The 13,907-nt window shown below is 66.2% G+C and carries 12 protein-coding genes and 1 pseudogene; 6 read left to right on the top strand and 7 right to left on the bottom strand.

The window, feature by feature from the left end:
• Positions 1–6: 6 nt before the first annotated feature.
• The 4 genes from SE91_RS30710 to SE91_RS30695 all read right to left on the bottom strand — a co-directional run bounded on the left by SE91_RS30710 (position 7) and on the right by SE91_RS30695 (position 2,973).
• Positions 7–993: an FAD binding domain-containing protein gene (locus tag SE91_RS30710; protein ID WP_061850315.1), complete on the bottom strand. Its 987-nt coding sequence runs from the start codon at positions 991–993 to the stop codon at positions 7–9.
• On the bottom strand, positions 990–1,499 hold the full coding sequence (locus SE91_RS30705) for a (2Fe-2S)-binding protein (protein ID WP_082813876.1): 510 nt from the start codon (positions 1,497–1,499) through the stop codon (positions 990–992). Before SE91_RS30705 ends, SE91_RS30710 begins: the two co-directional genes overlap by 4 nt.
• A 75-nt stretch (positions 1,500–1,574) precedes the next feature.
• A complete protein-coding gene (locus SE91_RS30700; protein ID WP_061850314.1) occupies positions 1,575–2,009 on the bottom strand; it encodes a MarR family winged helix-turn-helix transcriptional regulator in 435 nt (144 codons plus the stop codon).
• A gap of 115 nt (positions 2,010–2,124) precedes the next feature.
• On the bottom strand, positions 2,125–2,973 hold the full coding sequence (locus SE91_RS30695) for a LysR family transcriptional regulator (protein WP_061850313.1): 849 nt from the start codon (positions 2,971–2,973) through the stop codon (positions 2,125–2,127).
• 91 nt (positions 2,974–3,064) lie between these two features.
• Between SE91_RS30695 and SE91_RS30690 the strand changes: the two genes are divergently transcribed.
• The 4 genes and pseudogenes from SE91_RS30690 to SE91_RS30675 all read left to right on the top strand — a co-directional run bounded on the left by SE91_RS30690 (position 3,065) and on the right by SE91_RS30675 (position 6,922).
• Positions 3,065–4,126, top strand: coding sequence for an aldo/keto reductase (locus SE91_RS30690; protein WP_061851412.1), 1,062 nt, complete (start codon positions 3,065–3,067; stop codon positions 4,124–4,126).
• Between the two features lie 90 nt (positions 4,127–4,216).
• Positions 4,217–4,732, top strand: a complete 516-nt coding sequence (locus SE91_RS30685) for a nuclear transport factor 2 family protein (protein ID WP_061850312.1) — start codon at positions 4,217–4,219, stop codon at positions 4,730–4,732.
• A 312-nt stretch (positions 4,733–5,044) separates the two neighbouring features.
• Complete coding sequence (locus tag SE91_RS30680; RefSeq protein WP_061850311.1) at positions 5,045–6,316, top strand: DUF2157 domain-containing protein; 1,272 nt, start codon at positions 5,045–5,047, stop codon at positions 6,314–6,316.
• Positions 6,313–6,922, top strand: a pseudogene (locus SE91_RS30675) (GDYXXLXY domain-containing protein). Before SE91_RS30680 ends, SE91_RS30675 begins: the two are co-directional and overlap by 4 nt.
• On the opposite strand, the gene SE91_RS30670 reads toward SE91_RS30675, so the two are convergent.
• Positions 6,919–8,280 carry an aminotransferase-like domain-containing protein gene (locus SE91_RS30670; protein WP_502687183.1) on the bottom strand — a complete coding sequence of 454 codons (1,362 nt, stop codon included), beginning with the start codon at positions 8,278–8,280 and terminating at the stop codon, positions 6,919–6,921. The pseudogene SE91_RS30675 and the gene SE91_RS30670 overlap by 4 nt on opposite strands.
• Before the next feature lie 160 nt (positions 8,281–8,440).
• On the opposite strand from SE91_RS30670, the gene SE91_RS30665 reads away from it, so the two are divergent.
• Entirely contained in the window at positions 8,441–9,301 is an 861-nt protein-coding gene (locus SE91_RS30665) for a DMT family transporter (RefSeq protein ID WP_061850309.1), read from the top strand.
• Positions 9,302–10,056: 755 nt separating this feature from the next.
• On the opposite strand, the gene SE91_RS30655 is transcribed toward SE91_RS30665, so the two are convergent.
• Entirely contained in the window at positions 10,057–11,271 is a 1,215-nt protein-coding gene (locus SE91_RS30655) for an EAL domain-containing response regulator (RefSeq protein WP_060734516.1), read from the bottom strand.
• Between the two features lie 651 nt (positions 11,272–11,922).
• Positions 11,923–13,086: a hypothetical protein gene (locus SE91_RS30650; RefSeq protein ID WP_061850308.1), complete on the bottom strand. Its 1,164-nt coding sequence runs from the start codon at positions 13,084–13,086 to the stop codon at positions 11,923–11,925.
• Positions 13,087–13,420: 334 nt separating this feature from the next.
• Here SE91_RS30650 and SE91_RS30645 point away from each other — a divergent pair.
• Positions 13,421–13,907: response regulator transcription factor (locus SE91_RS30645; protein WP_061850307.1), on the top strand; the 487-nt coding region annotated here is incomplete at its 3' end.

Below are 13,907 nucleotides of genomic sequence, written 5' to 3'. Positions count from 1 at the left end.
GCTTGCTCATGCGTCCGCTCCGGTCAGTTGGGCGAGCACGGCCACGATGGTCCGCTTCGCGAGTTCGACCTTGAAGGCATTGCCGTCAACCGTGCTGGCCGCCGCCAGTTCGGCATCGGCCGCTGCACGAAAGCGATCCGGCGTCGCCGCCTCGCCCAGCAGCATTTTCTCGGCCTGCCGCGCGCGCCATGGCTTGGCGGCCACGCCGCCGAGCGCGATCCTGATATCCCGGATCTTGCCGTCGACGACATCGACACCGGCTGCGACCGATATCAGCGCGAATGCGTAGCTGGAGCGATCGCGGACCTTGCGATAGGTCGAGTGCGCGGCCGCCGGGCCTGGCGGGAGCTCGATCGCGGTGATCAACTCGCCGGGGTGCAGCACCGTCTCGATCTCAGGCGTCTCGCCCGGCAAGCGATGGAAATCGGTCAGAGCCACGCTGCGCGCCCCTCCATTGCCGGCGAGGTGAACCGTCGCATCGAGTGCCGCGAGCGCGACGCACATGTCGGAAGGATGCGTGGCGATACAGTGCGGCGATGCGCCGAGAATCGCGTGATAGCGGTTGAAGCCGCCGATGGCGTCGCAGCCGGCATGCTGCTCGCGCTTGTTACAGCGCGAGCCCGCCGCATCGTAGAAATAGGCGCACCGCGTGCGCTGGAGGATGTTGCCCCCGACGGTCGCCATGTTGCGGATCTGCGCGGACGCTCCGGCCAACAGCGCGCGCGACAGCATCGGATAGCGCGCACGCACGGCGGGATGCGCAGCCAGCGCGCTGTTGCGCACCGCCGCGCCGATCCTGAGGCCACCGTCGGGCATTTCGACGATCTCGGCCGGCAGGCGCGAGACATCGACCAGCGCCTGCGGCGCCTCGATGTTCTGTCGCATCAGATCGACGAGATTGGTGCCGCCACCGAGGTAACGGGCGCGTCCGGCGGCTGCGGCGGACAGCGCCGCGTCCTGGTCGGCAACGCGCTGATAGGCAAAGGTTCTCATGCCGCTTCTCCGTCCATCAGCGTCTCGATCGCGTCGATGATCCCGTTGTGCGCGCCGCAGCGGCACAGATTGCCGCTCATGCGCTCGCGGATCTCCTGGCGCCGTGCGCCCGTCGGGCCTTCGGCGAGGTCGGCCGTGACGTAGCTGGGATCGCCGCGACGCAATTCCTCGATCATGGCGATCGCCGAGCAGATCTGGCCCGGCGTGCAATACCCGCACTGGAAGCCGTCATGCGCGATGAAAGCATGCTGCAACGGATGCAGCTCTCCATCTTCAGAGGCCAGGCCCTCGATGGTGCGCACCTCGCAGCCATCGGCCTGCACCGCCAGCGTCAGGCACGACAGCACCCGCTCGCCGTCGATGATGACGGTGCATGCGCCGCAGCCGCCCTGGTTGCAGCCCAGCTTCGTCCCGGTCAGGCCGAGACGCTCCCGGAGCAGATCCAGCAGGGAAACCCTGGGGTCGTCGGGTGGAGGATGTGCGATGCCGTTGACGACGATAGCCATGACGCCTCCATCTCTGGGCCAAGCTTGCCTCGAGCTCGAGCAGTCATCACTAAGATAATACGAAATTCGTACTATTCAAGTTTCGTTGTCGGCAATCTTTTCAGTCAGACGGATCAGTTCGTCCTGTTCGGAGGTCTCCAGCGCCCGCAGCATGGTCCGGCAAGCCTGCCGGTAGCCCTCGATCTGCTCGTCAACCACCTGGCGCCCCCTGTCGTTGGCGCTCAGGGCGACCGCGCGGCGATTGTCCTCGGGGCGGCGACGTTCGACCAGGTCTCTCTTCACCAGCCGATCCACGGCAGACGACATCGTCGTCATCGCGACACTGAGATAGCGCGCGACATCGCCCATGCCGCAGCCGGGATGCTCGGCGATGAACATCAGGGTCTGGGCATCGAGCGCGTTGAGCGCATTGTCGGCCGCAGCCACCGCCTCGGCCACCTTGAACCGCCGCGTGAAACGTCCAAACGCGCGCGTCAGTTGCTCGACTTGTTCTCGGGTTGGTTCAGGCATGGCCGCACCAAAACATGTTCGGCAGTTCGGGGCCAGAGATCGATGTACGAAAGAAGGATTCGTCGATGCAGGGATGCGTCCCCGGCAGAGCGTCGGTCAGACACTGCTCCAGCCGCTAACTTTTTCCGCCAGGCCGATACCGCACGTGATCAATCAACACCCGCAGCTTCGGCGGCAGATTCCGCCGGTCCGGAAAATACAGGAAAAACCCGCTGAAATACGGGCAATAGTCCTCCAGCACCGACACCAGTTCGCCTCGTTCGATATAGGGCCGGAACGTTTCTTCCATGCCGAATGTCAGGCCGCCGCCGGCGCAGGCGGTCCGCACCATCACCCACATGTCGTTGGTCGTGATCCGCGGCTCCACCGCGACGTCGAACTCGCGCCCGGCTTCCGCAAATTCCCAACGGTAAGGCGCGACGTGCGGCGCCGGTCGCCAGCCGATGCAGCAATGCTGCGGCAGCTCGCGCGGGTGAGACGGGGTGCCGAAGCGCTGCAGATAGGCCGGAGCGGCGACGACGAGCTGACGCTGATCGCCTGAAACAGGCACGGCGATCATGTCCTGCTCGATGACTTCGCCGAGCCGGACACCGGCGTCGTAGCCCTCGGCCACGATGTCGAATTCCTCGTCGGTCACGGTGACGTCGACCTGCACGCCGGGATGGGCCTGCGTGAAATCGGCCAGCAGCGGGCCGCGGATGAATCGCTCGGCGATCGACGACACCGCAAGGCGCAGCTGCCCGGTCGGCTGCGCGTCACGGTCCCGGGCGCCGTTGATCGCCTGTTCGACCTCGGCGACCGCCGGTGCCACGCGCTGGTGCAGGCGCAGGCCGGCTTCGGTGAGGCTGACGCTGCGCGTCGTGCGCTGGACCAGGGCCACGCCCAGCCGATCGGCGGCGCCGCGAAAGCTCCTGGCATCCGCGACCGCGATGAAAACGGCGACAAGGTTCAAGTCGGTGGTCATTGGTTAGTTGAATTTACCACCCCGGTCATCATTGGCCAACTTCTCTTATTTGTCGCCGAGCGCTATCTCCCGGCCATCGATGGAGGCAATGATGACAGCACTTGATCAATACCGCCTGCTTGGCCGCTCCGGCCTGCGCATATCGCCACTCGCGCTGGGCACGATGACCTTCGGGACCGAATGGGGATGGGGCGCCGATCCCGATGAGGCTCGGCGGATCTTCGATCTCTATGTCGATCGCGGCGGCAATTTCATCGACACGGCGGTGAACTACACCAATGGCGCGTCCGAGCGCCTCGTCGGCCAGTTCGCCCGCGACAAGCGCGATCGCCTCGTGCTCGCGACCAAGTTCACCATGGCGCGCGATCCCGGCAATCCCAATTCGGGCGGCAACCACCGGCTCAACATGCTGCGTTCGGTGGAGCAGAGCCTGCGTCAGCTCGACACCGACCGCATTGACCTGCTCTACCTCCACGGCTGGGACGCGACGACGCAGCCGGATGAGGTGATGCGCGGCCTCGACGATCTCGTGCGCAGCGGGAAGGTTTTGTATGTCGGCATCTGCAACACGCCGGCCTGGCGCATTTCCCAGCTGCAGACTCTCGCCGAGCTGCGCGGCTGGTCTCCCTTCGTGGCCCTGCAGATCGAATATAATCTGGTCGAGCGCACCGTTGAGCATGAGCTCATTCCACTGGCAACCGCGCTCGGCCTCGGCGTGCTGCCCTGGTCGCCTCTCGGCGGCGGCGTGCTCACCGGCAAGTACACCCGCGCCGATCTCAGGGATTCCCAGGAGCGCGCCGTCGGAACGACGCGCGCCTCGATCATCGCGTCATCCGGCCTTCTCAACGCGCGATCGCTGGACGCGGCGGACGTGGTGCGCACCATCGCCGCCGAGCTCGGCGCGACGTCCTCGCAGGTGGCCATTGCTTGGACATTGGCAAATCCTGCGGTCGCCGCGCCGGTGATCGGCGCCCGCACGCTGGAGCAGGCCGAAGACAATTTCGGCGCCGTCTCGATCTCACTTTCGCCTGAGCAGATGGCGCGCCTCGACCAGGCGACCGCGCCGGAGCCGATCTTTCCGGGCCGCTTCCTGCGCCGTCCGATGGTCGAGCAGCTCATCTTCGGCGGCGCCACCGTCGGTCGGCGCGAATAGATCGAGCAACAACAAGTCGGCGATGTCTCGCCGACGGTGCGTGCATCACTTCGGGGCAGACGACATTTTGCACCAGAAAGGGAGACACCAATGGCAAATATGCTCAACCGCGCACTTGCATCGTGCGTCTACGCGGTCATCGTCACGGCCTCCACCCTGACGACGGCAGCGCCCTGCGGACAGGCCAATTCGCTGCAGGACGACAACAAGCGGATCGTCACCGATGCGTTCGATCGCTGGGCGGCGGGAGGAACCAGCTTCTTCAACGACCTGCTGCACGACGATGCGGTCTGGCGCATCGAGGGATCAGGCCCAAGCGCCGGTGAATTCCGAGGCCGCGATGTGTTCGTGGAGCGCGCGGTGCGCCCGTTCGCGAGCCGATTGTCGACGCCGGTGCGTCCGACAAGCGTGAGGATCTTTGCCGATGGCGACCACGTCATCGCGCATTGGGAAGGCGGCGGCGTGGCGCGCGACGGCAAGCCTTACGTGAACAGTTACGCGTGGATCATGCGCATGCAGGACGGCAGGGCGGCGGAGGTGACGGCCTATCTCGACCTCGCGCCCTATGACGACATCCTCAGGCGCATTCCCTTGCCGGCGCAATAGCGCCGGCTGCGCGCTGACATGATGGCGATGCGGCCGCGCTGTTCAGGGCGGATCGCCGCGCTTCCGGGGGGCCGATCCAGGCGCAGCATCACCCGATCTGGCTCGCTCGGATGGTGCCCGACCCACCCCAACGAGACGCTCGCGTAAGTGATTGATATTGCTGGATTCGTCTACTGTGCATGGGGTTGTTTTCGTCCTTCATATTGTCCAAGCCCGCAAAACCGCCGCCAGCCCCCCTCTTGAACCCACGCCGCGGACGATCCGACCTAGCAAGGTCCCGCCATCCGGCGGGCGCCAGGTGACTCCAAGACAATGTTCGACAGGACCTACCGCCAGCGCCTCGAAGCCGATCTTGCGCGATGGGAGGCCGATGGCGTGATCGCGCCCGCGGCAGCCGCCTCGATCCGCAGTGCGCTGCCGCCGCTTTCCGCCGGCATCAACATCGCCGTCGTCATTGCCATCGTCGGCGGCCTGTTGATCGCGGCCGCTTTCCTCGCCTTCGTCGCCGCGCATTGGACCGAGATCGCGCGGCTGCTGCGGTTCGCGATCCTGCTCGCCGGAATGATCGTTGCCGGCGGTCTCGGCGCGTGGTTCGCGGCGAGGGGCCGCGACGTCCTCGCCGATCTCTGCGCCAGCATCGGCGCCGTCGTCTTCGGCGCGGGCATCGCGCTGGTCGGGCAGATGTATCATCTCGGCGAGGATTTCGCCGGCGGCATGCTGCTGTGGTCGATCGGCGCGTTCGCCGGGGCGCTCCTGACCGGTTCGCGCGGTGCGCTTGCGGTCGGGCTCGTGGCTGCCAGCATCTGGACCTGCATGCGGACCACCGACACGCCGGACGCGCTGCATCTGCCGTTCATCGCGGTCTGGCTCATCGCGGCCGCGACGGCCTTCGCATGGAATTCGCGCGTCGCGGCCCATCTCGTCGCGCTGGCGCTGCTGCCCTGGTGGATCGCGACCTCGCTGCGCTTCGAGTTCGACGGCGCCGAGCCGTCGTTCCTGCTCGCGAACGGTGCGGCCCTGGTGTTCGGTGCCGGGCTCGCCATCGCCTCCGCGCCGTCGCCCCGCGCGCTCCGTCTCGGCAGCGTGCTGTCGGTCTACGGCGCGCTTGCGCTGGCCGGCGTTGCCTTCCTCGAGGTGACCACCGCCGACGACATTCTCCGCATCCGCACCAAGACGGTGCCGGCGCAATCGCTGTGGGCGATCCTGTGCGGGATCGCGGGCGTGGTGCTGGCGCTCGCATCCGCAGGGATCACCAGGCGCGGCGGTGAAGTCCTTGCGGCAGGCGCGATCGGGCTCGTGCTGCTCGCCGCGCCGCTCTGGCCGGCTGCCGAGGCCGGCGAGCCCTGGCTCGCCTATGCCGCGCTGCTCTGCGCCATGCTGTGCCTCGTCGTGTCAGGCATGCTCGACGATGTGCGTCCGCGCATCATTGCCGGCTGGCTCGGCATCGCCGGCGTGGTCGCCGGCATCACCTGGGCCGTGAAGGGCTCGCTGCTGCACCGCTCGGCCTTCCTTGCTGCGGCCGGGATCGCCGCCGTCGCCTTCGCCACCGCGCTCAACCGCATGCTGCCGAGGGTCGCGCGATGATCGGGCTCGCCGCATCCGTCACGAAGCTCTGGCAGCGGATTCCGAAAACCGTGCTGTTCGCCGTCGCGGTCCTGGTTCAATGCGCGCTGCTGGTTCTGATGGTCGCCGACCGCATGCAGATCCTGCGCGGGGGCACCGAGATCACCCTGCAGACGCAGCCGGTCGATCCCCGCGATCTCCTGCGCGGCGATTACGTCGTGCTCAGTTACGACATCTCGCAAGTGCCGGCCGGCGTGCTCGCCGGAAAGCCCGCCGACGCGCGCCATCGTCTTCGTCAAGCTCGCGCCTAATGCCAATGGCCTTTACGAGGCCATCTCGGTGCACGCCGAGCCCGTCGCCGTCACCGCGCCCCAGGTACTGATCCGCGGCCGCGTCGGCAGTTACGGCGGGTCCTGCGGCGAAGACCGCCGCCGCTTCTGCGACAAGCTGCCGATCAAATATGGTCTCGAAAGCTATTTCGTGCCCGAAGGCGAGGGCAAGAAGCTCGAAGACGCCCGCAACCAGCAGAAGCTGCGCATCGTCGCCGCCGTGCTGCCCTCGGGACGCACCGCCATCAAGCGCCTGCTGCTCGACGGTGAGCCCGTCTATGAGGAGCCGTTGTATTAGGCGCTCGCTTTCAGCGCCCGCCGCAACACGTCCCAGACGCGCGCATCGTTCATATGCGCCACGTTAAACCGCATGAGGTCCGGCGCCGCCTGCGCTACGCTGAAGACGTTGCCCGGCGCCAGCACGACGTCCTCTTCGAGTGCAGCACGCGCGACGGCGGTGGCATCCTGACCGCCCGCAAGGCGGCACCACAGGAAGAAGCCGCCGCGCGGCATCAGCCAGGGTTCGACGCCCAGCGCCTGAAGCTTTCGCGCGACGTCGCGGCGTGTGCGCGTGAGCTTTTGGCGGAGCTCGTCCATGTGCTTGCGATAGCTGCCACCGGCCAGGACTTTCGTGAGGATCTCGGTCGCGACCGGGCTCGGGCCGCCGAAATTGGAGGCGACCTGGAGATCGACGAGATGCTCGATCCAGTCGGCACGCCCTGCGATGTAGCCGCAGCGCACCGAGGCCGACAGCGTCTTGGAGAAGCTGCCGGTGCGGATCACGCGGTTGAGCCCATCCAGCGCGGCAAGACGCGGCGAGCGCTCCGGCTCGAAGTCGCCGAAAATGTCGTCCTCGATGATGGTGAGATCATGCGCGGCGGCCGCGGTCAGCAGCCGGTGCGCGGTCTGCAGCGACAGCGTCGCGCCGGTCGGATTGTGCAGGGCCGAATTGGTGATGTAGAGCCGCGGCCGCTCGCTCGTCAGGACCTGCTCGAAGCGGGTGACATCAGGGCCCGATGGCGTGTAGGGCACGCTGACGATCCTGGCCTGATGCGCCCGCAGCAGCGCACGGAAATTGAAGTAGCAGGGGTCGTCGACCAGCACCGTGTCGCCGGGACGGAGCAAGAAGCGGCAGATCAAATCGGTCGCCTGCGTGCCCGACCCCGTCAGCATCAACTGGTCGGCCGACGCCTCGATTGCATCTTCGGTGAGGCGCGCGAGCAGCAGCCGGCGTAGCGCCATCGCGCCGCGCGTGCTGCCGTAATTGGTGAGCACGCCCACGTCGGTGCGGGCCAGCGCGCGGATGGCGCGTCGCAGCGCTGCTTCCGGCATCCACTCCGGCGGCAGCCAGCCGCAGCCGGGCTTCGGCACGGCCGCATCGACATCGAGCGACTGACGCGAGACCCAGAACGGGTCGACCGCCCGGTCGCGGCGCGGCTCGACCTCGGCCAGCGCAAGCGGCGGCATGATCGTCGGCGCGACATAGAAGCCCGAGCCGCGGCGGGCGCGGATCAGCCCTTCCGCGGCCAGGCGGTCATAGGCTTCGACGATGGTGGACGGGGAAACTCCCATCGTCGTCGCAAGGCTGCGGATCGACGGCAGGCGGTCGCCGGCATTGAGCGCGCGACCGGCGACCTTGGCGCGGATCGCGCTCATCACGTCAACGGTCCGCGTTCCGCTCCGTCCCTTCGTTTGCGCCTCGCCGTCCAAGCTGTATTGCCTTCCATACCCATACAGTTTCCTCGGATTGTACTGGATTGTCGCTGGTCCCGCCATCGCCGATGCAGGAGGATCAGCACTCAATGACGGGACGGACATGCAATCTGCGGCCAGCGGCTGGGGCAACGGGCTTCTCGGCGTCATCATCTTCAGTGGTTCGCTTCCGGCGACGCGCGTGGCGGTCGGCGGTTTTTCGGCGCTGTTCCTGACATCCGCGCGCGCGGTCGTTGCGGCGCTGATCGGCATCATCGTCCTCGGCCTGCTCCGTCAGGCGCGGCCGCAACGCGGGGATCTCGCCTCGCTCACCATCGTCTCGCTGGGCGTCGTGGTCGGCTTCCCCTTCCTGACTGCGCTGGCGCTACAGCACATCACCTCGGCCCGTTCGATCGTCTTCATCGGCCTGTTGCCGCTGGCGACCGCGATCTTTGCCGTGCTGCGCGGCGGCGAGCGGCCGAAACCCCTGTTCTGGCTCTTCGCCGTCCTCGGCAGCGCCACGGTGGCGGGCTTCGCCCTGTCGGCCGGCGGCGCAGCCTCGCTCTCCGGCGACTTCCTGATGGTGGCCGCAATCATCCTGTGCGGGCTCGGTTACGCCGAAGGCGCCGCGCTGTCGCGTCGGCTCGGCGGTTGGCAGGTGATCTCCTGGGCGCTGCTGCTCGCGCTGCCGCTGACGGTGCCGGTTATGGCCTGGAGCTGGCCGCCGACCTGGAGCGGCATCGGCGCGCCGGCCTGGATCGGGCTCGCCTATGTCTCCGTGTTCAGCATGTTCGTCGGCTTCATCTTCTGGTATCGCGGGCTTGCGATCGGCGGCATCGCGCGTGTCGGCCAGTTGCAGCAGCTCCAGCCGTTCTTCGGTCTCGCGCTCGCCGGCTTCCTGCTGCACGAGCCCGTCGCCTGGAGCATGATCGCGGCGACCGCGCTCGTGGTTGTCTGCGTGTTCTTCGCGCGCCGATTTGCGTGAGCCCGATGCGGCGCAATTCCTGACCAGGCATCTCGGGCCACCCGTGTTGATCTAGATCAACGTCTGTTCCAGCGCGCGGTGTGCCATTGGACGAAGACAGTTATCTCCTTGGCGCATCGCGCGCCTATTTCGCAGTGACGGTACCATACCGGCTTGGCCGGTAGCTTCTGCTCTTTTTACTGATGGGGCGTGACCGGCATCGTCGCTCGTCTGACAGACGTCAGCCCATCATGCGGAGTGTCCATGGCCGATTGAACTCTCGACATCAGTGTAGCCGGGGAGTTGCGTCATGAACATTAATCGTCGACCCGCTCTCGCTACCTCTAACGGGCGCGGGCAAGATTCGAAACGCGAAATGGCTTGTTCACGAACTGGAGCGAAGGAGGACGTCATGCGACACGGAACTCATCTTTGGTTGGCCGGCGCTGTTATTCTCTGCGCAGCGACGAGCTCGGTGCAGTGGTCGCCAGAGGATGGTCTTTCATGGTCGATTCAGAGCGCAGAGGCTCGCGTCGGGCGACCGGCGACCCCAGCGAGCGTCGCTGGCGTGGCGCGCCGGACGACGCGCCGTGCCGTCGTCGGTGGAGCGGCCGTCGGTGCAGCAGCCGCAGGAGCGGCCGTAGCGGCGCCGACCTGCGCCCGGGTGCTGGTCAACGGCGTCTGGGTCTGTCGCTAGGAGCACCAGCTTTGCCTCAAAGGTGATCGCGGTGACCACGCTCGTGGTCGCCGCGCGACGGTTCGCGTGAGGCCGCCCCTCACGCGCTCCCCATCACGGTCCGTGTCAGCGTGCTCCGTGCGAACTTCTTCAGCGGCATCGGCTTGCCGAACAGGAAGCCCTGCACGAGATCGAAGCCGAGCTCGTTCGCGGCAACGAGATCGGCGCGGCTTTCGACGCCCTGGGCGACCGCCCGCGCGCCGTATCCTTGCGCCAGTTCGACGATGTGGCGGCACACCGTGCGCTTCAGCCGGTCACCGCCGCTGCCCGTGACGAACTGCCGGTCCGCCTTCAGCTTGACGAAGGGAATCTTGTCCAGACCCATCAGCGACGGCCAGTTGGCGCCGAGATTGTCGATCGACAGGCCGATATTGTGCAGGCCGACTTCGCGCGCGACCTCGGTCAGAAGATCGAGCTCGCCGATCGCCTCCTCGCTGTCGATCTCAACCGTCAGCCCACCGAAGGCCGGATGCGTCGGCACGCGGCGGCAGAGATCGCGCACCGCCTGCGGCTCCTTCAGGTAGGACGCCGGCAGGTTGATCGAGAGATCGACCGGACTCTGCTGCTCCAGCAGATAGTGCCAGTCCTGTATGGCGCGGTCGATCACGAACTCCGAGAGGTCACGCAGATGCGGATCGTGCTCCTCGGGAATGAAATAGGCCGGTGGCACCACGCCCCACGTCGGATGGCGCATGCGCACCAGCGCCTCGGCGCCGCTGCGGACCAGCGTGCGCGCGTCGATCTTCGGCTGGTACCAGAGCTCCAGCCAGCCGGCGTGCAGGGCTTCGCCGACATGCACGGCCGGGCTCGGCGCCGGCTCCTCCGGCAGCAGCATCGCGACACGTTCGCGCAGCGTCTCCGCGGCAAAGGGCGTGGTCAGCGGCGGCAGCATCGCGAGGCCATATTCCTCGCCGACCTGCCGCACCGCCCTGACGATGATCGATTCACGGGCGCCGACCGCGAGAACTTTTCCGGCAAAGCCCTCGCGCACCAATATCTCCAGGAATCTGCCCGGCTCGATGCCGTCGGTGGCGACGCCGAGCAGGATCAGGTCCGGCAATTCGGTGGCCAGCACGCTCTGCAGCTCGTCCGCGCTGGCGCATTCGCTGGTGACGAAGCCAAGATCCTCGAGCACCTCGCTGAGAAAAGCGCGCAAGTGACGCTTGCTGTCGGCCACGCAGGCGCGCGGCGTCACCTTTCGTCGTCCGAAGGTCACAGGCCTTCGTCCGACGAGTTCAACAATCCCATCGTTCATCAACACCACTCCCGTTCCGTGACGGTTTCTTAAACGCGGAGCGTGGGTTCAAATAAGGAGAGCTTCACGTCGTTGTTGAATTATTTGAGTAACGTTAAGCTCTGCAATTCGAGCTAATTTGTCGGAAGATTCTTCGAAAAGAATTTGCATACTCGGGCACCGCATGCGCAACGACAGCCGGCGCATGCGTAATTTCGTGCGCGGGATCGACGCGTGCGCGGCTTGCCGACGCCACGCATCGAGCGGTGCGATTGCGTGTCTCTTCGCTGCCACGACGAGGCCGGTTGAGGATTAATTTCCGGCGGCTTTTCTGGTGTTGCGCGGTGCGGACTGCCGCTTGGCCGCACGATGTGAGAGCAAAAGCGCTCATTCAGGGCGCGCGCATATGTCTCTTTCGCTCGCGACAATTCTGCGACAGGGCGTGCGTCGTTGGGCGCACGAATGTGAAGCACATCACATGTGCATTGCTGCGCCTGCGCTATTGCTCGACACAGCCGGTGGTGGGCTGTCGAGGATTACAGCGATGACGACGCGGCGAGTGATGTATTGGTGGTTGAGATTCGTGCTGTCGGGGCGATTTTTCGATCGCTTCCTGTGTCTGCCACGCGCGCATTGAAGCCAACGCGTCGCGCAAGAGAGGCTGCGCGATTATCAGGTCTGCCCGATCAACTTGCGAAACGCCGCTGCGCCGTCCTGCATCGCGTCGCGTCCCTTCCAGGCGAGCTGGGTCAGCTTGCCGCCGAGCGTATCGTGGCTGCGCAGCCGGCGCGATCCGAGAATGTGGCCGACATTGGCGGGGAAGCGGCTGACCTCGGCGGACACCAGCGCCTGGATCGCGGCCATCAATTGCTGGAGGCGGACGCCCCATTCGCACTGCTCGATGCCGTCGATGCTGACTTTAAGCGCATATTCGGTGTCGTAGATCTCGGCGAGCAGATCGCGCGCGACCAGCACGCGATTGTGCCGGAGCGCGACCCGGAGCGCGAGACGCCTGTCGTCGAGCCGGTCGAGCACCATGGGAACGACACAGGCATAGGGGGCGGCGGCGACGTCCGCGGCGCTCTTGCTCGCGGCGGCCTTGGTGGCGAGGCGGACCAGTTGCCAGGGCGTCTTCAGGCGCCTTGCCACCAGCGCCAGCGCGAAAGGCAGCGCCTCGGGATGGGCTTTCTTGAAGGCATCGAGCTGCGCGGTGATCTGGGTGACCTGGCCGTCGTCGAATTTGGCGATCTTCTCGGGCAGTTTTTCGTTGAACTTCGGCAGTGCGTTGCCGGCGCGCAGCACCTGCTGCATCTTCCTCACATCGTCGAAGGCGCTGCGCGATGCCGTGTACTGCGCGAGCTTGCCGCGCGCGATCTCGGCGCTCTCCGGCGAGGCGAGGGTGTTCTCGAGGACCTTGACGACCTTGACCTGGAAAGTCGACGCGATCTTCTGCACTTCCTTCGGGTTGTTGGCGGCGACCTGGTCGTTGATCGCCTTGACGTAGTCGCGCGCCATGGTCGGCAGCAGGTCGCGGCAGATCCACTCCCAGATCGGGGTGAGGGTGTTGCGCGAGATCCGTCCCAAATTGGCATGCTCGGGCGCGCCGTCGATCAGGAGCAGCTCGAGCGGTGCGAAGAAATAGCGCGACGGGCTGGTGGCGCGGGCCTGGGTCGATCCGTCCTTGCGAAACTCGGCGCGCAGGCGGGACTGGACGTCGGTCGAGCCCGGCATGTCGATGCCGCACAGCTCGAGCCGCTCCAGTTCACTGAGCAGACAGCTGCGCGACAGCGGCGTCAGCCTCTGCAGGAATTCCGACAGCCGATCGATCTCGTCCATGGCACGCAATCTTCCGCAGCGTTTCCCGCAGGCCAAGAAGGCCCATGCGTGGAGGCATTTGCGCGCTCTCAACTCCCTTAGAGAAGCAAGTCGCCGTTAATTAATCCGTAAAATCCGGGGGGCGGCCGTGGGCGGCGGCGGCGGTTAACGAATGTCGCGCCTGTTGGCCCAGAATTTGAACGGAAATCTCAACCCCCGCGGGGCCGGCGGTAGCTTCGCGCAAGCACAAATTGTGCCTATGCCGTGCATTTAGCTTAAAACTGCCGAAATCACCGTAGTCTTACGGAGCAAAAAGTTAACCACAGACCGGGCCTGGTTCCGGTAAACGAGTGACATGGGGTCACAGAATGATACGGCCGCCGATTCGCGGCCGTCGGAATGGTACGAAAGCAGCACTGCTCCAGTCGAAGAGCTCGATTTCGTCCGCTTGAATGCGGCCCGCGCCAAGGCTGCCGACGAAATGGCCGCCGCCATCGCCCGCGAGCTCAACGGTCCCCTAACGGCGCTGCTGCTCTACATGGGCGAGATCAAGCATCACAGCGATCAGTTCGCGCCCGTCACCGGCGATCGCGCTTATTTGCAGCGCGTGGTGGAGAATGCGCTGGCGCAGACCGAGCGCGTCTGCGGCCTCGTCAAGCAGCTTGCCGGGCCGCACAAGGGCAGCAGCCTGCCGGTCCCATCCGGGGCCGACGACACTGAGGCGCGGGCTGCCCGCGTGCCGCAGCGCGTGCCCAGCGCCGAACTGCTCGGCCTGTCCGGTCAGAAGCGGCTCACCAAGCGCGAGCGCGAGGTGCTGAGGCTGATCAGTGAGGGCTATTCGA

The sequence above is a fragment of the Bradyrhizobium sp. DOA1 genome (assembly GCF_001593325.1).
GTDB lineage: Bacteria > Pseudomonadota > Alphaproteobacteria > Rhizobiales > Xanthobacteraceae > Bradyrhizobium.
Note: the sequence above shows the minus strand (reverse complement) of the source record. Positions and strands in the feature narration are given on the sequence as shown.